This is a genomic window from Mesorhizobium sp. M1252, assembly GCF_040318265.1.
Taxonomy (GTDB): domain Bacteria; phylum Pseudomonadota; class Alphaproteobacteria; order Rhizobiales; family Rhizobiaceae; genus Mesorhizobium.
In genome coordinates, this window is record NZ_JAMYLX010000004.1 from 348,775 (window position 1) to 369,868 (window position 21,094).

20 protein-coding genes are annotated in these 21,094 nt (G+C 63.5%); 11 read left to right on the top strand and 9 right to left on the bottom strand.

Going from position 1 to position 21,094, the window contains the following annotated elements; all coding sequences use genetic code 11:
- Positions 1 to 110: 110 nt before the first annotated feature.
- Positions 111 to 1,790 carry an amidohydrolase gene (locus NKH22_RS10885; protein WP_023737690.1) on the bottom strand — a complete coding sequence of 560 codons (1,680 nt, stop codon included), beginning with the start codon at positions 1,788 to 1,790 and terminating at the stop codon, positions 111 to 113.
- Positions 1,791 to 2,067: 277 nt separating this feature from the next.
- Between NKH22_RS10885 and NKH22_RS10890 the strand changes: the two genes are divergently transcribed.
- Both NKH22_RS10890 and NKH22_RS10895 read left to right on the top strand, forming a co-directional pair.
- Positions 2,068 to 2,721, top strand: a complete 654-nt coding sequence (locus tag NKH22_RS10890; RefSeq protein ID WP_023686329.1) for a TetR/AcrR family transcriptional regulator — start codon at positions 2,068 to 2,070, stop codon at positions 2,719 to 2,721.
- A 24-nt stretch (positions 2,722 to 2,745) separates the two neighbouring features.
- Positions 2,746 to 3,777 carry a histone deacetylase family protein gene (locus NKH22_RS10895; protein ID WP_023671761.1) on the top strand — a complete coding sequence of 344 codons (1,032 nt, stop codon included), beginning with the start codon at positions 2,746 to 2,748 and terminating at the stop codon, positions 3,775 to 3,777.
- 87 nt (positions 3,778 to 3,864) lie between these two features.
- On the opposite strand, the gene NKH22_RS10900 is transcribed toward NKH22_RS10895, so the two are convergent.
- Positions 3,865 to 5,058: a TMEM43 family protein gene (locus NKH22_RS10900; protein ID WP_023820684.1), complete on the bottom strand. Its 1,194-nt coding sequence runs from the start codon at positions 5,056 to 5,058 to the stop codon at positions 3,865 to 3,867.
- 61 nt (positions 5,059 to 5,119) lie between these two features.
- Positions 5,120 to 8,026: a M16 family metallopeptidase gene (locus NKH22_RS10905; RefSeq protein WP_352909524.1), complete on the bottom strand. Its 2,907-nt coding sequence runs from the start codon at positions 8,024 to 8,026 to the stop codon at positions 5,120 to 5,122.
- Positions 8,027 to 8,533: 507 nt separating this feature from the next.
- On the opposite strand from NKH22_RS10905, the gene NKH22_RS10910 reads away from it, so the two are divergent.
- Together NKH22_RS10910 and NKH22_RS10915 are read left to right on the top strand one after the other, a co-directional pair.
- Positions 8,534 to 9,244 (top strand): helix-turn-helix transcriptional regulator, encoded by a 711-nt coding sequence (locus NKH22_RS10910; RefSeq protein ID WP_352909525.1) that lies wholly within the window; start codon positions 8,534 to 8,536, stop codon positions 9,242 to 9,244.
- Positions 9,241 to 10,011: a helix-turn-helix transcriptional regulator gene (locus NKH22_RS10915; RefSeq protein WP_023740997.1), complete on the top strand. Its 771-nt coding sequence runs from the start codon at positions 9,241 to 9,243 to the stop codon at positions 10,009 to 10,011. Before NKH22_RS10910 ends, NKH22_RS10915 begins: the two co-directional genes overlap by 4 nt.
- Positions 10,012 to 10,044: 33 nt before the next feature.
- On the opposite strand, the gene NKH22_RS10920 is transcribed toward NKH22_RS10915, so the two are convergent.
- The 6 genes from NKH22_RS10920 to motA are packed head-to-tail and all read right to left on the bottom strand — an operon-like array spanning position 10,045 to position 14,902.
- Positions 10,045 to 10,482: a BspJ family T4SS effector nucleomodulin gene (locus tag NKH22_RS10920; RefSeq protein WP_023820681.1), complete on the bottom strand. Its 438-nt coding sequence runs from the start codon at positions 10,480 to 10,482 to the stop codon at positions 10,045 to 10,047.
- Positions 10,479 to 11,561: a flagellar biosynthesis protein FlhB gene (gene flhB, locus NKH22_RS10925; RefSeq protein WP_023691718.1), complete on the bottom strand. Its 1,083-nt coding sequence runs from the start codon at positions 11,559 to 11,561 to the stop codon at positions 10,479 to 10,481. The genes NKH22_RS10920 and flhB overlap by 4 nt, the downstream gene beginning before the upstream one ends.
- 13 nt (positions 11,562 to 11,574) lie before the next feature.
- Positions 11,575 to 12,591 (bottom strand): flagellar motor switch protein FliG, encoded by a 1,017-nt coding sequence (locus NKH22_RS10930; RefSeq protein WP_352909527.1) that lies wholly within the window; start codon positions 12,589 to 12,591, stop codon positions 11,575 to 11,577.
- A gap of 44 nt (positions 12,592 to 12,635) precedes the next feature.
- Positions 12,636 to 13,025: a flagellar motor switch protein FliN gene (fliN, locus tag NKH22_RS10935; RefSeq protein ID WP_023671753.1), complete on the bottom strand. Its 390-nt coding sequence runs from the start codon at positions 13,023 to 13,025 to the stop codon at positions 12,636 to 12,638.
- Between the two features lie 33 nt (positions 13,026 to 13,058).
- The gene (locus tag NKH22_RS10940) at positions 13,059 to 13,991 is read right to left on the bottom strand and encodes a FliM/FliN family flagellar motor switch protein (protein WP_023671752.1); all 933 of its coding nucleotides are present in this window, start codon (positions 13,989 to 13,991) and stop codon (positions 13,059 to 13,061) included.
- A gap of 35 nt (positions 13,992 to 14,026) precedes the next feature.
- Positions 14,027 to 14,902, bottom strand: coding sequence for a flagellar motor stator protein MotA (gene motA / locus NKH22_RS10945; protein ID WP_023691719.1), 876 nt, complete (start codon positions 14,900 to 14,902; stop codon positions 14,027 to 14,029).
- A gap of 144 nt (positions 14,903 to 15,046) precedes the next feature.
- Between motA and NKH22_RS10950 the strand changes: the two genes are divergently transcribed.
- From NKH22_RS10950 to fliE, 7 genes are all read left to right on the top strand, one after another.
- A complete protein-coding gene (locus NKH22_RS10950) occupies positions 15,047 to 16,858 on the top strand; it encodes a DUF1217 domain-containing protein (RefSeq protein WP_023820680.1) in 1,812 nt (603 codons plus the stop codon).
- A 7-nt stretch (positions 16,859 to 16,865) separates the two neighbouring features.
- Entirely contained in the window at positions 16,866 to 17,591 is a 726-nt protein-coding gene (gene flgF / locus NKH22_RS10955; protein ID WP_023691721.1) for a flagellar basal-body rod protein FlgF, read from the top strand.
- 4 nt (positions 17,592 to 17,595) lie between these two features.
- On the top strand, positions 17,596 to 19,017 hold the full coding sequence (fliI, locus tag NKH22_RS10960; RefSeq protein WP_023691722.1) for a flagellar protein export ATPase FliI: 1,422 nt from the start codon (positions 17,596 to 17,598) through the stop codon (positions 19,015 to 19,017).
- On the top strand, positions 19,004 to 19,870 hold the full coding sequence (locus tag NKH22_RS10965; RefSeq protein WP_031192940.1) for a hypothetical protein: 867 nt from the start codon (positions 19,004 to 19,006) through the stop codon (positions 19,868 to 19,870). The genes fliI and NKH22_RS10965 overlap by 14 nt, the downstream gene beginning before the upstream one ends.
- 84 nt (positions 19,871 to 19,954) lie before the next feature.
- Entirely contained in the window at positions 19,955 to 20,335 is a 381-nt protein-coding gene (gene flgB / locus NKH22_RS10970) for a flagellar basal body rod protein FlgB (protein ID WP_023691724.1), read from the top strand.
- Between the two features lie 2 nt (positions 20,336 to 20,337).
- Positions 20,338 to 20,754 (top strand): flagellar basal body rod protein FlgC, encoded by a 417-nt coding sequence (gene flgC / locus NKH22_RS10975; RefSeq protein WP_023686341.1) that lies wholly within the window; start codon positions 20,338 to 20,340, stop codon positions 20,752 to 20,754.
- Positions 20,754 to 21,089: a flagellar hook-basal body complex protein FliE gene (gene fliE, locus NKH22_RS10980; RefSeq protein ID WP_023673649.1), complete on the top strand. Its 336-nt coding sequence runs from the start codon at positions 20,754 to 20,756 to the stop codon at positions 21,087 to 21,089. The genes flgC and fliE overlap by 1 nt, the downstream gene beginning before the upstream one ends.
- The last annotated feature ends 5 nt before the right edge of the window (positions 21,090 to 21,094 follow it).

Below are 21,094 nucleotides of genomic sequence, written 5' to 3' on the forward strand. Positions count from 1 at the left end.
CTGTTCGATGTGACCACACGGCCGGTAGGTTGGCAAGTCCGGCATTGAATCACAGTTCAGTCGGTCATTTCGTCTTGCAAGCGGCAAGCTGTGCAAGCCGCATGCCATTGTCAGGCCTGGTAGGTGACCTTGCCACCGCAGACCGTCGTCACCGGCCGCAGCTTGTGTAGATCGGCCGGCGCCGTCTTCTCGATATCGGCCGACAAAACCACCAGATCCGCCATATAGCGGGGTTTCAGAACGCCTTTGCGATGCTCGGCGAACTCGGCATAGGCGCCCTCGACCGTGTAGGCGGCAATGGCTTCCTGCAGCGAGAAACTCTGGTCAGGATCGCCTTCTGCCCATGGTTTGCGCTGCACTGCCGCCTGAATGCTCAGGATCGGGTCGATCGCCGCCACCGGCCAGTCCGAGGCGAACACGACATGGGCGCCGGCGCTTTTCAGGGTGCGCCAGGCATAGCTCAGCGGCCAGCGGGCCGGTCCGATGCGTGACACCGTCGGCTCCAGTGGAAAATCCATGGCGCCGGGCGGATGCGACGGCTGCATCGAGGCGATGACGCCGAGTTCGGCAAAACGCGGCACGTCGGCTGCTGTGGTGACCTCGATGTGCTCAACCCTGTGCCGGCTGTCGCGCTTGCCATTGAGCTTCTGCGCCGCCTCGTAACCGTCGAGCACTGCGCGCACCGCGCCGTCACCGATCGAGTGCACCGCGATCTGCAGCCCGCGTTTGTCGATAGCCACGGCGAGATCGATAAATTGCTGCGGCGTGAACAGCGGCTCGCCGACCCAGTCGGGACGATCCGCATAGGGTTCGACCATAACAGCGGTCCAGGAATCGAGCACGCCGTCATAGAACACCTTGACCATGCCCGATGACAGCCACTCACTGTGGTAGCGCTCGGCCATGACGGACGCCTTCTCGAGCATGTCGAGCGTCATGAAATTCTTGTAGTGGAACGGGATCTTGACGCGGCAGGGCAATCCCTCCTCGGCCTCGATCTCGGAAAGCAGTTCGAGCTGGTAGAGATTGCCGTCCATGTTCTGGATCGAGGTGATGCCGTGGCGCGCGCACCATGCAAGCCCGCGCCGCATGATGTCACGGTCAGCGGCCCGCTCGGCGGTCGACGGCATTGGGTCGGGCTCACCGCCGGTCGACAGCCCCAGCCGCACCCGGCTTTCGCCGGCAAGGTCGAGCACCGGACCGAAGGCCTCGCCCTCGCGCAATTCGCCCGCGGCCAGGCCGTCGTCACCCATCACGATCTCGTTGCCCGGACCGAGCGTGCGTCCCTTCAGGATGCCGGCCATCTCCAACGCCTTGGTGTTGGCCCACATCGTATGGTGGTCGGGTGCCGCCATGCAGAAGGGGCGGTCGGGCAGGATGGCGTCGAGATGATGGCGTGTCACCCGCTCGTCGCCGAGCACGGTGTAGTCGACGCCCTGTCCCACAAGCATCTTCGCCTCGGGCCACGTCGTGGCGTAGTCGCGGATGGCGCTTTGAAGCGCCTCGAAGCCATGGATACCGCCGAGTTGAAGATGCGCGAGCTCGGCCCCTCCCGAGAACAGATGCATGTGGGCTTCGATGAAACCGGGCAGGACCGAACCGCCCTTGGCGTCGATCACCTCTGTGGTCGTTCCCTTGAGTTTTTCGATGGCGGCGTGGTTGCCGATGGCGATGATGGCGCCGTCCTTGACGGCAATCGCCTCGGCGGCGGGATTGTCATCGTCCATGGTCCGCACGCGACCATTGATGACGATCAGATCAGCATTTTGACCCGCACCCGTGACAGACATCGCGACTCCGCGGTTTTGACGACTGGCTGAGACCGACAACCCTCTTGTCCGACAAGCTGCCACTCCGCTGGAGCGGCGTTATCGGACGAAAACTGATGCCAGTGCGCTCTTTCGAAATTCCCCTTGTGATCTCTCAAAACAGCGTGGATAAAAGAATGCGACTAATTATTCGCGTTTGTCAACGTGCCGAATTTCGAATGTATTGTGGACAACACACCACGCCAATGTTGAGACCGGGACCTGTGTTGAAACCGGCAGGGAACGAAGGCATCAATCCGTGAAGCGCAGTCTCAGCCGCGAAACCAGGATGGCGCTCGAACCGCGCAAGCAGCCGCGGCAGGAACGGTCGAGCAAGGTGGTCGACCGGATACTCGACGCGGCTTTGATCCTGACGCGGGAGCAGGGAACCAAGACGCCGACGACGCTCGCCATTGCCCGGCGCGCGGGCCTGTCGGTCGGTTCGGTCTACCAGTACTTTCCCAACAAGGAAGCCATTCTCCTCGACCTCGCCCGGCGCTGGCTGTCGTCGTTTCCCGAGGTGATCGCCAGGCGCATCGAGGTCACCCCACCGACCAACCGCGACGAGTTTCGGCAGGAGGTGCGCAAGCTCTTCATCGATACCTCCAGAATATATCTCGAAAACGCCACCCTGATGCCGGTGATCGAGGCGATATCCGGCAATGCCGACCTCAGGCCGATCCAGGACGAATATGACGAGCAGATCATCGCGCTTTACGCCGCGTGGCTGCAGCATGTGAACCCGGCCCTTGAAGACAAGATCGCCAGCCGGCTCGGCGTGCTGATGATGGATGTCGGGCACGCCTGCCGGCTTGTGGGGTTGAAGCGGGATCGCAAGACATACGACCTCATCGAGGACGATGTGGAAAGAATGTGGCTCGCTTTGGTCACCCCCTATCTCAACCTTGACTGATTTCGCTATTTCGAGAGGAAATTCATGAAGACTGTCTATTCGCCGCTTCATGCCGGCCATGCCGGCCAGATGGAACTGGTCACGTCGGCAATCGTGCCGGGTTTCGAAAAGCCGTCGCGGGCCGAGTTCATCAAGGCGCGGGTCGAGAGCGAGAAGCTGGGGCCGATCATCGGACCTGTCGAGCACGATCTCACAGCCGCCAAGCGCATCCACAAGGCCGACTATATCGACTTCCTGCCGACCGTCTGGCCGGCGTGGAAGGCCGCCGGCTTCGAGGGCACGGCGATGCCCTTCACCTGGCCGACGCGCGGCCTGCGCGGCGACGTGCCACCCAAGCGCGTCGACGCCTTGCTCGGCTACTATTCCTTCGACGCCGGCGCCACCTTCGTCGAAGGCACATGGACCGCGATCAAATCGTCCTATGACGTGGCGCTGACGGCGGCGGCCTTGGTCAAGGGTGGCGAGCGGTCGGCCTTCGCGCTCTGCCGCCCGCCCGGCCATCACGCCGGTGCCGGGTTCATGGGCGGCTACTGCTACATCAACAATGCCGCGGTCGCCGCGCAGTGGTTCCTCGATCAGGGCGCAAAACGCGTCTCGATCCTCGACGTCGACTATCACCACGGCAATGGCACGCAGGAGATCTTCTATGAACGCGCCGACGTGCAGGTTCTCAACCTGCATGGCGATCCCATGGTGGAGTATCCGTTCTTCCTCGGCCATGCCGATGAACGCGGCGCCAGCGCCGGCGAAGGTTTCAACGTCAATTATCCCATGCCCTTCGGCACCAATTGGGACGCCTGGAACGCCTCGCTGGAGGACGCTTGCGCCAAGCTCGCCGCCTACGCCCCCGATATCGTCATCGTGTCGCTCGGCGTCGACACCTTCGAGAAGGACCCGATCAGCCAGTTCAAGCTGAAAAGCCCGGACTATCCGAAGATCGGCCATCGCATCGCCAAGCTCGGCCTGCCGACGCTGTTCGTGATGGAAGGTGGCTACGCCGTCGAGGAGATCGGCATCAACGCCGTCGGCGTGCTCACCGGCTTCGAGGACAAATAGGAAAGCAATTCCAGGATAAGTGTGAGGCGGTTTTCCGGCCGGAATTGCGCCAAGGAGATATGGGGCGGCTCCGGCCGCCCCGACCATCTAGGCGGCCGCAGCCGGGTTGGGTGCAACCACCGGAACGGCTGGCCTTCGCGACCGGCCGATGCGGTAGACAATCACCGCCGCAATCACGCCTGTCGCCAGGATGGCCACCGCCAGCAACGGCCGGTACCAGAACCAGGCAATCGCAATCGTCACCGTGCCGACTAGGATCGCCAGGACGAAGGCGATAATGCCGGTGCCCATCCGCGCCATGCTGCCGAGGAAGGGTATGACGTCGAGGATCACCCCGATCGGGCTGAGGAACAGCGCAAAGCCTATGGTCAGCAACAGCAAGCCGGCGCCGCGCAGCAGCCAGGTGATCAGCGTGTTGGCGCTGACGGCGTCGGCGAACATCTTTTCGGCCGGGACGTTGCCGGTATCGACCATCAGCAGCGCATCGCCGGCTTGCGTCTGGTAGGGCTCGAAGCGGCTGTCGGCCTGGCGCGCGATGATGCTGATCACGCCCAGCGGCGCCAGTTCGTAGCCGATTCGATAGTCACCCAAAGCGGGCGTCGTGTTGTCATTGCCGAGAAAAATCTTGCCATCGACGATGCTGAGCGGTTTCGTTCCGGTATAGGCAGCCTTTATCGCCGCCGACTGGTCGGCTGAGAGCGAATAGTCCTTGTCACCCTCGATACGGTCCAGCACTGGCGTATCGAGATCGAAGGCGACAAGCTTGCCCTCAGGAATCTGGAAGGTCCGGCCGTGGATTTCCATCGGCGGATTCTGGTGGCCGTCCGGCTTCTTGAAGTCCGACGAGTCGATCTGGCTGTCGTCCCACACCTTGGAATAGCTGTAGGTGGTCACCGTCTCTTCGCCACCGCCGAGCTTCTTCGTCGTCTCCGACTTGGACTCTTCCTTCCACTGATACATCTCGACGCTCCGCGACAGCCGCAGCCCTTGCGCCGCAATGCCGAAATCCGGATCCGCCAGGCCGCTGTCCGCCGTTACCGGTCCGCTGACATGAACCAGCTTGCCGTCATTGGCGGTATCGACGCTGTCGGCGCCGACCGAAACCACCGCTCCAGAACCTTCGGCCAGCGAGCGCGCCGTCTGCACGGCGCGGCCTTCGTTCCAGAACAGCCCGATCACCATCAGCACGATCAGCATAAGGCCGAAGATGACCCCGCCGACCGCACGCTTGATCCGCCCGAACCACGAGACGGATGTGACTTCCCGAAATGAATCGCTCATCGTTTCCCCCGAAACAAAGTTGCCCAAGATTTAAACGCGGCCGGCGGCCGCGTCGTATCGATCAGTCGGCGTGGATCTGCGCGCCGCAGTCCCTACCGCCTGTACAGGAATGCACCGCGCGCGTCGTGCCGCCATCGCCAACCCGCCATGGCGATGCGGACAGCGGCGCCTGGCGATTGCCCCCGAGAAGATCGAGCGCCCGCATCGCCGTCTCTTCACCAGCCTCGTCACGCTTGACGATCTCGACGTCCTTGAGGCCGATCGCGGCAAGCTGCGGCATCACCACATCGGGGTCGCCCGCCACCACGATCAGCGACGGATCGAGCGACGCCAGGGCCAGCGCCTGTTTCTGAACCGCATCGAGCGTCAGCTTTGTGCGCGCCGCCATGCGGGTTTGCTGGTCCTCCAGCGTCGATCCGCTGCCGACCGCGCCAATCAGCGAGGAGAACAGACCAGCCGACGTCTCGGCCGGTCCAGCCAGCGCCCGGCGATAGACAGTCACCGTGCGGTCGACCTCGTCCTGCGCCACCGGCAAGGTGGTCAGGCCGGCAAATCCTTTCAGGATTTCGGTAATCGCCGGCCCGGTGTTGGCGCGCTCGACGGTGGTTGCCACGACCAATCCCGAGCCGGCCTTCATCGGGCTCATCAGATAGCTCGACACGCCATAGGAGTAGCCCTTCTCCTCGCGGATCACCGAATTCAGCCGGCTGGAGAAATCGGCGCCAAGCAGGTTGGAGACCGCGGTCGATTCAGCGCGCTCGCTCTCGTCGGTGCCGGGCGCCGGCCGCGCCACGAACAGCGCCGACTGGCTGGCGCCGGGTTCGGGCACCAGCAGCACTTTCTGTCCCCCGTTGAAATGCGCCGCCGGCGACGGCTCGACGGCATAGCCGGCGGTGTCGCTTGTCCACGCGCCAAATGCTTTTTCAAGGCTGGCGGCGACGGTCGCGACCGGCATCGGGCCGACGCTGTAGAAGGTCACCGCCTTCGGCGTGAACTCCGCCTTGAATGCGTCCCTCGCCTCGTCGAGCGAGATCGAGGCCAGCGCCTTTGCCGACCAGTCCACCGCTGCCTTGCCCGGCACCTGCGGGATCAGCGTCGCCTTTGCCATGCGGCCGGCAACGCCGGGCAGATCCGCCTCGCGGCCGTTTAGCCAGTCGACTGTCTGCGCCATCAGCACCGTCCATTCGGTCTTGTCGAAACGAGGCTTCAGCACCGCGTCGGCGAGCAGGCCAATACCCTGGTCGAGCTTTTCCGGCGGCACGCCAAGCGTCATCATCGTGGTCAGCGTTCCGGCCTGGTGGCCGACGCCGGCGCCGATGTCGCTGGCCACCTTGGCGAAATCAGCCGAGCCGCGATCGGCGGCCCCGCGTGTCGCCATGCTTGCTGCAAGCTCCAGCAATCCCTCCTTGCCTTCCGGCACGCTGTTCCAGCCGCCGGCGGCACTGGCCGCGACATACACCATCGGCGCTTCCGGCATTGTGTAGTGGACGAGTTTGATGCCATTCGAGAGCGTCGCCGTTTCCATGGCGGGCAGTGTTGCCGAAGGCGCTTGCCCGGCCGCATGCTTCGGAATGTCGATCGCCGGTCGCTCCGGCGCGGTGAACGGCTGCGGTGTGCCGGACGAGCCGATCAGTGCATCGGGATAGCCGCCGCGCGGGCCGGGCTTCAGCATCAGCACGCTGGCATCTTCCGGTTTCAACAGCCGCTTCATCGTTGCCTCGACATCCGCCACGCTGGCGTCCTTCACCCGCGGGTCGTCGACCAGCGCGCTCTGCGCATCGCCGAGCACGTCGGCATTGTAGGAGACGACGCCGGCGCGATCCTTCAGTGCTTCGCTGCCGAGCCGCGCTGCCTGCAAGATGCCGGTGCGCGCACGCTCGACATCGACCGGATCGAGCGGGGTCTTCAGGAAATCCGCGAACGCCGTTTTCATCGCGCTTTCAAGCGCTTCCGGCGCCACACCTTCGGCGGCACCCGCCTCGAAGGTAAAGCGGCCACCGAGCAGACCGCCGGTCCAGCTCGCGCTGGCATAGGTGGCAATGCCCAACTGCGAAACCAGCCGGTTGCGCAAAAAACCATATTCGCCGTTGCCGAGCAGTTCGGCGGCAATGCTGAGCGCACCATTGTCGGGCGACTGCGCCACCGGGCCACTGAAGCCGACCACGACGATGGGGCTTGGCACACGATCCTCGAGCACCAGCTTGAGCCGGGCCTGCGTCGGTGCCGGCACGGCGGGCCGCGCCACATCGGCGCCGCGCGCCACGCGGCCGAACGTGTCGGCAATCAGCGCCTTGGTGTCGTCGATCTCCAAGTCGCCGACCAGCACCAGCACCGCATTGTTGGGCAGATAGTAGCTGTTGAAGAAACCCCTGACATCGTCGAGCGTCGCCGCATCGAGATCGGCGACCGAGCCGATAACCATGCGGCTATAGGGATGCGGCTTCGGGAACAGCCCGGACCAGAAAGCTTCCCAGCCGGATGCGCCGGCCTTGTCGAGCACGTTCTGGCGCATCTCGTTCTTGACCACCGAGCGCTGCAGATCGAGCTTGGCCTGAGTCACCGAGCGGCCGAGATTGGCCATGCGGTCTGCCTCAAGCGACAAGATCATCGGCAGTGACGACGACAGCCCGTCGACATAATAAACCGTGCCGTCCTCGGTGGTCCAGGCATTGATCTCGTTGCCGAGCGCGGCGTGCGCGCCGAACACGTTCGGCCAGGCCGGCGTGCCGGAAAACATCAGATGTTCGAACAGATGCGCAAAGCCCGAGCGTCCCGCGGGTTCATTCATCGACCCGACGCGGTAGCGCAGGTTCATCACCACCTTCGGCACGCGATGGTCGGGCACCAGCACCACCTGCAGCCCGTTGTCGAGCGCATAGGTAACGGTCGGCTCAGCCTTGGCGGGCGCTGCCATGCCGGCAAGAACCGCAAGCACCACCGTGAACGCCAGGAAAACCTGCTTCATCATGACCCCCGATGCCGATGGCCGCGAGCAAGCGCCGCCAAATCCGCCGTATGACCGAAGGGATGCCCACCCCTCACGGCTGCCGAGACCCTATCGGAATCGATCGGCCCTCGATACGGCAGTATCGCAACACCCTCTGGCTTTTTCGTGTCGGCGTTTCAGGCCTTTTGCGGCGGAAAAGGCCGCGAAAGCCGCCCCTGAGTCGCTTGAGTCCAATAATATTGATTTTGTCAAATCGCGTTTGATGTCGGATTCATCTGCGGGTAGATTAGACCCGAATCAGCCGGTCCTTGGGGGGCGCGGCGACCACCCAAAGTCTCAAGTTCCGGCCAATGACCGGCACCAGACGCGGACGGCTTCGCGTTCCCTGAATGGATTCGGCGATCAGCGCGACCGCCGCGCCGTGTGAGTGCTTCGTAAACGTGATGCGTCTTCAAGTTCGGCCGCTGCCAACCCCAGCGTCCGGGCTCAAGAAAAGACTCCGGCCATGACATACAACCAAAGCATCCAATGAGCAGTTCCGCCGCGCTTTTCCAATCCGATACGTTAGGCTCGCGTCTCGAATCGCGCGGCGATCTCACCTCCTTTTTCATGCAGCTTGCCGCCGAGATCGGCGCCGACAGCTACATGCTCGTCGCCATCGTCCACGACCAGGATCGCAACGACGCCCGCATCGTCTCATCCAACTGGATCTTCGACGCCATTGAACTGATCGGCAAGCGGCTGATCGCCGGCCTTGCCCAGGGACCGCTGACCGTTGCACCTGGCATCCGCCCGAGGCCACTGGTCGCCGCCGCGGCGCCCGACGCCGGCGGACTGCTCACCGGCGAAGAGGCGCGCCTGCTCGACGTGCTTGGCCATGCCGAAGTCTATTCACTGCGGCTCAATGTCGGTCGCCAGCGGCTGTTTGCGCTTTTCTCGGCGGCCGAGGCCGGCAGTATCGACCAGCCGGCGCTGATGAAGGCTCAGTTGAAGTGCTGCTACGCGCTGTCCGCCATCCCGCAATTGATCGCCGCCGCCGCCATGCAGGACCCGCTGTCCGACCGTGAGCGCGAATGCCTGTTCTGGGTGTCTGAAGGCAAGACCACCGATGAGGTCGCGGTGATCCTCGGGGTCTCGTCCAACACCGTCAACAGCTACATCACCCACGCCATCCAGAAATTCGCGGCCTCGAACCGCGCGATGGCCATCGCCACGGCGATCAGGAGCGGCATCATTTGAAACACGCTGACATCAAGGCGGCGGCCGAAGCCCTTTTCAACGAGCAGCGAAATCCGTTCGGCGCCTTCTCCATCGGTTCCGAGACGCACCATGCCGTTACCATCCCGGACGCGGTGCGCCGCTGCCGCTGGATCGCCGTCGACATCAACGCGTCGGCGTTTGGCCTCTATTTCGTCAGCCCCTCGCCGGAACGGGCGCGCCTGGTGCCGAGCTTCGATTCCGACTATCCAGCCACTGCTGTTGCGACCAAATTCATCGCCGGCGCCAATGGCGAGGAGATGGTTCGCCACAGCGGCGCCTCGACAGCGCCGCGCTGGTGGGCCGATGACGGCATCGCCGGCTCGGACGCCGTCTTCAAGAACCTCGCCTGGGCGGAGCGGACGGCGCCGCTGGCGCCGGGCACCAACGGCATTGCCTTTCCCGTCCATGCCGATCGCGGCCATTGCGGGCTGGTGGTGTTCCTCGGCTCGACGATCGCTTTGCCGGAGGACACGCTCTACGAAATCCACGCCCGCTGTTTTTCGCTGTTCGCCGCCGTCGCCCGAATTCGTCCGAACGATGCCGGCCGGATGCGGTCGATCTCCAAGCGTGAACTGGAGTGCCTGAAGCTGACCGCCAACGGCAACACCAGCGAAGAGATCGCCAGGCTGCTGAAGCTGTCGGTCCACACCGCCAACCAGTATCTCACCCAGTCGACGCAGAAGCTCAACGCGGTCAACCGCAACCAGGCGGTGGCCAAGGCGCTGCGGCTGGGGCTGATCGAGTAGTCAGCGTCGAGCGATTCGGCTTGCGAAAGAAAATCAGCGATAGGCGAGCGGCTCGGTCCTGCGGATTCGCGCCTCTTCGATCACCGTCTCCAGCAAAGCGGTGTTGTGCTCGGGGTCCTCCCCGGGCTTTTCAAACGACACATAGTTGACCGCGACCGAAGACCTCTCCTGGCTCAGCGTCAGCTGGAAATAGACGGTGACGCCCGGCGGCCGAAGCTCGAGATCGAGCACGATGCGCGGGCTGCCGCTCCAGTCGACATGTGCCTCTCCGCCATGGCCGAGCCTGAGCGTGCCTGGCAGGAAAAAAAGCTCCACAGCCGAATCCACCAGATCCGACAGGCAAGCGAAATGCTCGAGCCGGATGAAGGCGATGTAGTCGGCGACGTCGATCAGCCGCAACTCGTCGACCACCTGCTCGATGGCCTTGGCGACGATGAGTTCGCGGGATTTTGCGTGCGGTTGGCGGTTCATGAAATTTGTCTCCGCTCAGCCTTTTTGGAGTAGACGATCCGCACCAGTTCGGCGACGGCCTGGTAGAATTGCGACGGGATCACGCTATCAACCGAAACTTGCTTGTACATGGAGCGGGCGAGCGCCACGTCCTCGAAAATCGGGATGTTGTGCTCCTTGGCAATCTCGCGAATCTTGAGCGCCACAAGGTCCTGGCCCTTGGCCAGCACCAGGGGCGCTGAATCCTCGTCGCGAACATATCTGAGCGCGATGGAAAAGTGCGTCGGATTGGCGATGATCAGCGTCGCGCGAGGCACGGCCGTCATCATCCGCTTGCGCGCCCGGTCGCGCGCCAGCGAGCGCAGCCGCGACTTGATGATCGGGTCGCCCTCGGACTGCTTGAACTCGTCCTTGACCTCCTGCTTGGTCATCCGCAGATCCTGCTTCCAGTGGAAGCGCGACCAGACGACGTCGATCGCCGCGATCAGCCCCATGACGAAGACGATCGCCACCAATATGTCGACGGTGATGCTTTTGATGACGAGGCCGAAAGCGACGGGGTTGGTGATCATGCCGGCCAGGAGCTGGCGGTAGTCCTGCGATAGCGTGAAGTAGAGCACGATGCTGGCGAAGCCGAGCTTGCCCAGCGATTTCAGGAACTCGACCCAGCCCTGAATGCCGAACATCCTGGTCCAGCCTTTGGCTATCGAGATGCGCGACAGTTGCGGCCGGATCCGCTCGCCGACGACTTGCGGCATGTTCTGCAGCACCGAGGCGCCGATGCCGGCCACCACCAGCAGCACAAGCAGGCTGACGACGGCGTTGCCTATTTCCATCATCACGGTCTTGTAGAGCGCGATGACGTCGGTTTCGGTGTCCATCGGCCACGCCTCGGGCTTCTCAAGGAACATCGACAGGAACATGCCGAGATTGACGACCGCGTCCTTGGCATAGAAGACGGTGAACACCAGTATAGCGATGAAGGACGCCAGAAGTGCGGCCTCCCTGGAATGGGGCAGCTTGCCCTGTTCGATGGTGTCGCGGATCTTCTTTTCGGTCGCGTCTTCGGTTTTGGAGTCTTTGTCCGCCGCTTCAGCCATTCAGCGCTCGGCGTTAAGCCGCTTCGCTCTGCTGCGATGAGGGCAGTTCGAAAGCCCCCTCGCGCGAAAGCCGGATTGTCGCCACCGCGATGTTCTTGCGCGCCGTCATGATGTCGGCAAGCTGAATGCCTTCCGAGCCCTGTCCGAGCTCGGACTCGATCATGCGCCGCGACCGTGCGCCGATCGCCGACAGCACCGACTCCGTCAATGCGGGCGCCGCACCGCGCAGCGCCAGCGTGATCAGTTCGGTCGACAGCCCGTCGAACAGAAGTACCCTCGCCTTCTGCGTCAAAAGCGGCAGATCGTCGAAGGCAAACAACCTGGAGCGGACACCGCCGAGGTCCGGCGTGCCGGCCTCTTCCAGATCCTGCATGACCTCTTCCAACTGAGGCTTGTCCATCTCGTTGAGCATACTGGCGACGCGCGCCTGTCCCGCCGAGATATCCTTGGTCGCGGTCTGCGCCAGCACGCTGGCGCGCAGCTGGTTCTCGATGATCCTGGTGGCCGCGTCCGGAATGGTCGCCATCGTCACCATGCGCTTGATGATCTCGCTGCGCATCGGCTTTTCCATGGTCAGCAAAATGTTGGCGGCGGCTTGCGGCGCAAGCTTCGACAGCACCATGGCCGCGGTCTGGGGATGCTCGGCGGCAAGGAATGTGCCCAGACGCGTCGGTTCGAGCTTTTCCAGCTCCGGCCAGATCGGCGGTGGCCCTTCCGGCGCAACCTCGAAGCGCTTGTCGCCCATGATGGCGCTCATCTCTTCGGGCGACAGCGATTCATTGAGGATCGTGTCCATCCGGTCGGCGGAATCGAGCAGGCCCGCACCTTCGGTGAACTCGGCCTCGAATTCGGCGACGATGCGTTCGAGGTCGCTTTGCGGAATGATGCGCAGCAGCCGCGCCCCTTCGATCAGTGCCTTCAGTTCTTCTTGCTTGAAGAATTTCAGCAGCCGGCTGGCCGAAGGCTTGCCCATCGCCACCAGGATGGCGGCGGCCTTTTGCGGGCGCGTGAGCGTCACCGGCGTCGTCATGGCATAAGCTCCGATCGCTGCTGAGACCGCATGTCGTCTAATCCTCAGGCGCTCTTGGCGGCAGCGATGATTTCGGTCAACCTGATGCCAAAGCGCGACGGATCGCTTTCCAGCACGGTGATTTCGCCGCGCGCGATCTTGCGGCCGTTGACCACGACATCGACCGGTTCGCCGATGCGCCGGTTGAGCGCCACCGTCGAGCCCTTCTGCAGCGCCATCAGGTCCGACACCGGCATTTCCGTACTGCCGAGGATGATCTGCACATCGACCGGGATGCTCATGATGATGTTCGAATTGGCGCCGGACGTGGCAGCCCGCAAGGCGGCGTCGGGGCGCTTTTCCTCCTCCTGGAGGACACCGCGCAATTCCTCGATGGCGCGGTCGAGCTGTTCGTCCGGCTGGTCGATATTGGCTTCCACCTTGGTCTTGGCCATCAGTCGTCTCCAAATGCTTGAGCTTGCCCGGCGTCAGCCCGGCATGAGCCCGTCGATAAAATCCTGACCGGCATCGTAAGGATGCCTGATCCGGACGGTGTAGTTCTGCCCGAGTTTGCCGAACTCGCAGACAAACAGCGTCTTGTCGCGCGCGCTCAGCTTGGCGTGCGACTGCGCGGTTTCCTCGAACTCGATGACCTGGCCCGGCTCGAAACCGGCGAGATCGCCGAGCGTCAGGCGGGCCAGCGGCATGGTCGCTTCGAGCGTCACCGTCGAGCGCATGACCTCTTCGGAAAAACGTGCCCGCCAGTCGGAGGTCGTGCCTTCGCTGTCGTGGACATCGGCGATACCGCGTGTGGCCAGCAGGATGCGCTGCGGGATCATCACCGTGACCGTTCCGCTGTCGGTCGGCGTCGAGATGCCGAAGACGATGCGCACCGCCGCGCCATCGCGCAGCACGCGGCGCTTGGCTTCGCTGCCCGAAAGCGCCCGCGGCACCGGCAGCCGCAGCTCGAGCGAGCGCCGGCCTGATCCGTTCAACGCCTGCGCAACTTCCTGGAAGACCGTGGTCGCAACATCGGTCTCGATCTGCGACAGAGCGCGCTCGATCGGCGAAACCGGCTGATCCGGATCGCCGCCGAACAGCGCGCACACCATCACGGCGATGGCCGGCGCATCTGCCACCAGCGTCATCGCATCCGAAGACGTCGGCGATGCTATGATGGCCATGGCAAAGGCATCGCCGGCATTCGTGCGGGCATCGGGAACACGGCTGATCTCGACCGCGCGCAGGTCGACGGTGACCGGTGCGCCGAGTTCGCCGGCCAGGCTCTTCTGCAGCAGCGGCAGGGCGCGCTCGCCCATCGAGCGCCCGGTGCCGATGACATGAGCGGCCTCACCGCTGTCACCGACCAGACGCTCAATGATCAGCGAGCGGGCTTGCGAGGGGCTGCCAGGACTTGTCATGACGGCGTGCGGTCCTGTCTGTCGTCATGCATGGCTCAAGCCGCTTTCTTCTCGGCGGAAGCTGTGTTCATCGTGCTTTGCTCGACGGCATCGATCGTCGGCCGCTCATAGGACGAGATGGTCTTGCGACCGAACTCGATGGCCACCTGCGGCAGGGCGCCGTTCATGTAGGCAAGCAGCGTCTGCTTGACGATGATATAGAGGCGGTTCTTCTTCTCGCGCACCGTCTTGATCTTGGTGGCGACCGGCCCGACCACCGCATAGGACAGGAAGATGCCGAGGAAGGTTCCGACAAGGGCAGCGCCGATCAGGCCGCCGAGGATTTCGGGCGACTGGTCGAGCGCGCCCATCGCCTTGACCACGCCGAGCACGGCGGCGACGATGCCGAGCGCCGGCAGACCATCGCCCACCGCCACAAGCGCGTGGTAAGCCTTCATCTTGTCGGACTTGATGGTCTGGATTTCCTCGTCCATCAGCGCCTCGATCTCATGCGAGCGGGCATTGCCGATGATGATGATGCGGCAGTAGTCGCAGATGAAATTCGTCAGATCGTGATTCTTGAGCACGGTCGGGAATGCCTGGAAGATCGCCGATTCCTCCGGATTGTCGATATGTGCCTCGACCTCGCTGCGCGACTTCGAGCGCAGTTCGCGCATCAGGCTGTGCAGCACGCCCAACGTCTCCAGATAGTCGCGCTCCCTCGGCACCGCCTGCTTGAACGCTTCGAGGATACCCCTGCCGGTGTCCTTGACCGTCTTCATCGGGTTGGCGACGAGAAAGGTTCCAAGTGCGGCGCCACAGATGACCACCGCTTCCCAAGGCTGCATCAGCACATGCAGATGGCCGCCCATCGCCATGAAGCCGCCGAGAACACAGCCGAGCGTCACCACAAGTCCGATCAGAATGCCCACGCCAGATCCTTCCGCATCACGTCAGGCCTAACCGATAGCCCCCGTGCCTTGTGTGAGGCTTGAATCATGCAAGGTGAGGCGATTCAGCCTCGCGCAAGCAAGTCCGCATAGTCTTGCTTTTGAAGCTGCGACCGGAGGCATGTCGTGTTGAGCACTTTTACCAGCTACCAGCTCATCGCCAGGGACATCCCCAAGGCGATCGACCGCATCGAGGCGGAGCCGATCACCAAGCGCGACACCGACTACTATCTCGCCAACATCGGCAGCGTGAAATCGATCGACGATTTCGTCAAGAAAGACCGGCTGTTCAAATATGCCATGAAAGCCTTCGGTCTCGGCGACATGGCTTACGCCAAGGCCTTCATGGTCAAAGCGCTGAAGGAAGGGGTGTCGGATTCCGACAGCTTCGCCAACAAACTGAGCGACAAGCGTTATGCCGAGTTCGTGTCGGCCTTCAATTTCGCCGCACTTGGCGCTAATGCCACGAGCTACAATTCGGCACAGCAGGGCGTGACCAACAATTATGGTCTCCAGGTCTCGGTCGGCCCTTCGCAGAACGGCTTCACCTACTACAAGGGCGAAACCTCGTACTACCTGAGCAACATTTCCAACGTAAAATCGATCGACGACCTGATGGGCAACGATCGCCTGCTCACCTATGCGATGGCCGCCTTCGGCCTCGACGCCGACGCCGAGCCGGCTGCGACCGTGCGGGCCATGCTGGAAGGCGGCGTCACCGACCCGAACAGCCCCGCAAACACGTCGACAAACAAGGGCTATGCGGCTTTCGTCGCGGCTTTCGACTTTGCCCAATATGGCGCCCAGGCTACGGCGCGCGACGCCGTCCAGCAGGCGGTCCCAAAAGCTGTGGTCGGCGGGACCGGGCTGCTGCTGGTCAAGCCGACCGCGCAATACATCAAGGGCGAGGCCGACTACTACGCGGCAAACATCTCCAAGGTGAAGTCCATCGAAGACCTGCTGAAGGACAAGCGCTTGCTGACCTTCGCCATGGCAGCCTATGGGCTGGATGCATCGACCCAGACGACGAAGCAGATCCGCACCATGGTCAATGGCGGCGTCACCGATCCGTTGAGCCCCGCCAATTTGTTGACCGACAAAAGCTACGCCAACTTCGTCACGGCCTTCAATTTCGCCCAGTATGGTGATCAGACGACCACCCGCGACGCCGTGCTGAAGACGACGCTGAAGCTGTACACGACCGAGTCCAGCCTTGGATTGATCAAGCCGAATGCGGACGCTGTCCAGGCCGAGACCAGCTATTACCTCGCCAACATCACCAAGGTGAAATCCGTCGACGATCTGATGGCCGACAGCCGCCTCTACAACTATGCGCTGTCCGCAAGCGGGCTCGATCCGGCGACCACCAACAAGGATCTCGTCCGTGATGTCCTTGAGGGCGGTGTCCGCGATCCCGCCAGTGTCGCCAACAAGCTCTCCAACAAGGCCTATGCCAGGCTCGCCACCTCGTTGAATTTCGAGGCCTACGGCGAAGCGGCAACGACCCGCAGCCCGTCGCAGCAGCCGGTGGTCGACAAATACATGCGCCAGACCCTGGAAGAAGACGCCGGCAAGACCAATGAGGGCGTGCGGTTGGCGCTCTATTTCGAGCGCAAGGCCTCGACCATCACCAACTGGTACGACGTGCTGGCCGACACGGCCCTGGCCAGCGTGGTACGCACCGCACTCGGCCTGCCTGATTCCTTCGCCGTGGCCGACATCGACAAGCAGGCGCAGGCCTTCGAGGCAAAACTCGACCTCACCGATTTTACCGACCCGACCAAGCTCGAGAAATTCCTCACCCGCTTCACCAGCCTTTGGGAAATCAATCATCCGACCTCGACCGCTCAGACATCGGTCGGTGTGCTGTTTGCGCAGCCGACCACCGTCGGCATCTCGACCGATCTGATGATGGCCATGCAGAAACTGAGATTCTGAGAACACCATGCAGGACAGCCTTTACGTCGCCCTCTCCTCGCAGATCGCGCTTGAGCGCCGTCTCGACACCATCGCCGATAATGTCGCCAACGCCTCGACCATCGGCTTTCGCGCCACCGGCGTGAAGTTCGAGGATGTCGTCTCCGGCACAGGTCCCAAATCCGTGTCCTTCGCGTCCTCCGGCAAGACCTATTTGTCCGGCGCCCATGGCGCGATGACGCAGACCGGCAACCCGTTCGACTTCGCCGTCCAGGGCGATGCCTGGTTCGGCATCGACACTCCGGCCGGCACCGTGATGACGCGCGACGGACGCTTCTCGATGAACGAGAATGGCGAACTGATGTCGCTCGAGGGCCATCCGGTGCTGGATGCCGGCGGCGCGCCGATCCAGCTCGACCCGCGCGACGGTCCGCCCAAGGCGGGCGCCGACGGCTCGCTGCGCCAGGGCGACAAGCTTGTCGGCGCCATCGGCCTGTTCAATTTCGACCCCGGTCCGAACTTCGTCCGCTACGGCAATTCTGGCATCGTGCCCGCGCGTGCGCCCGAGCCGGTCACCGACCGTTCCGATCTTGGCGTCGCGCAAGGCTATGTCGAGGAATCCAACGTCAATCCGGTGCTGGAGATGACGCGCCTGATCATGGTCCAGCGCGCTTTCGAGAACACGGCGGCGCTGATGCGCCAGACCGATGCCTCGACCGATGACGCCATCAAGACGCTCGGCTCCAAGTCGTAGCAGCATGTCGAGCAGCAAATCATCGATACGCGCGCTTGAACGGCAACCCGAGACAGCACCGGAAAACCGGCTAGCTGCGCTGGAGCGTATCTGGCGCCGATTCGATGACACAGAGACGTTGCTGCGGCGCGGCGGCCGTGTTTCAGAGGTTTCACCGACGCATTACAAGGTGCGCGGCCTGTCCGAAGTCGCTAGGCTTGGCGACCTCGTCGAGCAGCGCGGCAATGCCGGAACGCGCCGCGGGGAGATCGTCAGGATCGGCCGCGACGAAGTCGTCATCGCTCCCTTCGAACGCAGCGCCGACGCAGGCATTGGCGACGCCGTGTTTCGCCGCGGCCCGCTGACGGTAACGCCGCATGCCTCGTGGCGCGGGCGTGCCATCGACGCGCTGACTCGCGTCATCGATGGCGGCCCGCCGCTGATCAGGGTCGGCGAGGCAGCAAGCGGCGACGGCACGACGCCCGGCGCGATGGCGCGGCAGCGCGTCGGCACCGCCTTCACGACCGGGGTCAAGGTCATCGACATCTTCACGCCGCTCTGCCTCGGCCAGCGCCTCGGTGTCTTTGCCGGTTCCGGCGTCGGCAAGTCGACGCTGCTCGCCATGCTGGCCGGCGCCGACGCCTTCGACACCGTGGTCGTGGCGCTGATCGGCGAGCGCAGCCGCGAGGTACGCGAATTCCTCGAAGACACGATCGGCGCAGAGAGCATGGCCAAGACGGTCGCCGTCGTCGCCACCAGCGACGAGAGCGCCATGATGCGCCGGCGCGCGCCGGATACCGCCATGCGCGTTGCCGAACATTTTCGCGACCAGGGCCATCGCGTGCTGCTGGTGCTGGATTCGATTACCCGCTTTGCCCATGCGCTGCGCGAGGTGGCGACCGGCACCGGCGAGCCGCCGGTCGCCCGCGGCTATCCCGCTTCGGTTTTCACCGACTTGCCCAAGCTGCTCGAACGCGCTGGCCCGGGCGCTGAAGGCCCCGGTATCAAAGGACAGGGATCGATCACTGCCATCATCTCGGTGCTGGTCGACGGCGACGACCACAACGACCCGGTCGCCGATTCGGTACGCGGCATCCTCGACGGCCATGTCGTGCTCGACCGCGCCATTGCCGAACAGGGCCGCTACCCCCCGGTCAATCCGCTGTCGTCGATCTCGCGCCTCGCCGACAAGGCATGGAGCCCCGAGCAACGCATGCTGGTGACCAGGCTGAAATCGATGATCTCGCGCTTCGAGGACACCCGCGACATCCGCCTGCTCGGTGCCTATCAGGGCGGCGCCGATGCCGAGCTCGATATTGCCGTGCGCCAGGTGCCGCTGATCTACGAGGCGCTGACGCAGTCGCCCAGGGATCGCGCCTCGAGCGACGCATTCTCCGACCTCGCCCGTCATCTGAAAGGCAAGCAAAGTGTCGATGCAGGAGACTGAGCTTCAGTACACCGAGCGGCTTTTGCGCGAGATGATCGCAGAGGCCAGTGCCGCCGAGGAAGCCCGGGCCAACGAAGCGAGAGCTGTCAGGGCAAAGGCCGATCTCGACAAGGCCGCCAAGGCTGAGGCCATTCTGGCCAGGGCCGCCAGGCCATTCTTGCCCAGGGTAGCCAGCGTAGTCGAGTCCACTGTGCCTCGCTTGGCCGAGCCTGCCTTGCCCAGCGTCGTCAAGCCTGAATTGCCAAGGACCCCTCGCGCCGGCCCCAAAGAAGCGATCGAGACCAGTCGTGACTCGCTTCTCGACGGGCTGTTCCCGGTCACCGAATGGCCGCAGCCGCCAAGGCCGCAATATCCCAGGCTCGACAAGAAATCCGACCGCCGCAGCGATATCGTCTTTGCCGCGCTCGGCATCACGCTTGGCCTGATCTGCGCGCTGTTTCCCTGGTATATCTTCTTCAATCAGGACCAGTTCGGCGTGCAGGCGATCAAGTTCGGCGGCAGCGGCACCAATGCAGGGCGGGTCAGCGGCGGCTCGCAGATGGAGAACAGCGGTCAGCCGCTGACGGCAAACGATGTTCCCGATGTCGACCTGTTCGCCACCGGCACGCTGCAGGACCCCGAGGACAAGACCCGGCCTCCCGGCGTCGACGAGCAGCCCTTCCCGGCGGATCCCAAATTTCGCATGGTTCATGTCGCCAATGGCCGCGCCATGATCGAGGACGATGCCGGCCTGTGGATTGTCCAGCGCGGCTCGAAGCTGCCCGACTCCAGCGTCGTCTCGTCGATCGAGCAACGCGGCGGCAAGTGGGTCATGGTCACCAGCACCGACCAGGTGATCGAACTCTCCAAATAGCGGCACACCGGCTTACGCCTGGCCCGCGCAAGGTCCGCGCAAGACTGGCAGCCTAGTCTTGTACGTACCAGCCTGGAGATCCCCATGGAGCCCATCAACCTTTTCGATCTCGCCGCCAAGCAGTCGCAATGGCTGTCGGTGCGCCAGTCCGCAATTGCCGGCAACATCGCCAACGTCAACACGCCCGGCTACACCGCCGGCGATGTCGAGCCGTTCGAGAAGGTGCTCGACCGCACGGCAGTGTCGCTGACCGCCACCCAGGCAGGCCACCTCGGCACTGCCGCCACTAATGCCGGCTTCACGGTCAAGCCAGAAGAGACGACCGGCGCCATCATGCCCTCGAAGAACACGGTGGTGGTCGAGAACGAACTGATGAAGGCCGGCGAGGTCCGCCGCTCCTTCGAGCTCAACACCGCGATCGTCAAGGCCTTCCATTCGATGATGATGATGGCGGTGAAGAGCTGACAATGGACGCCTTGACCTCAGCCCTCAAGATCGCCGCGTCCGGCCTCAGCGCCCAGTCTGACCGTTTGCGCGTCGTTTCGGAAAATCTCGCCAACGCGCAGTCGACCGGCAACACCCCGGGCGCTGACCCCTATCGCCGCAAGACCATCAGTTTCGTCTCGGAACTCGACCGTGCCTCGGGTGGCACGACAGTTGAGGTCAACTCCATCGACCGCGACCCCAGCGACTTTCCCGTCGAATTCCAGCCCGGCAACGAGGCCGCCGACGACAAGGGCTACGTCAAGATGCCCAATGTAAACGTGCTGGTCGAGATGGCCGACATGAGCGAGGCCAACCGCTCCTACGAAGCCAACCTTCAGGTCATCAAGCAGGCGCGTGATCTGATCTCCATGACCATCGACCTGATGAGGAACCAGTAATGATCAGCGGCATTGGCGGTATCGGATCGCTTCCCCTCAAGCCGGAGATCGGTGGCGCCGATACCACGACCGACCTGTTCCAGGGCACCAGGGCGCCGATGGCCGGCAGCGAAATCGGCACCACCTTCGCCGAAGCGCTGAGCCAGGCTGCTTCAAAGACCGTCAACACCTTGCAGAATGCCGAGCAGGTGTCGATCCAGGCGCTGAGGGGCGACGCCGACACCCGCCAGGTCGTCGACGCCGTCATGAGCGCCCAGCAGGCCCTGCAGACCACGATCGCCATTCGCGACAAGGTCGTCTCCGCCTATCTCGAAATCAGCCGTATGGGCATCTGAGGAGA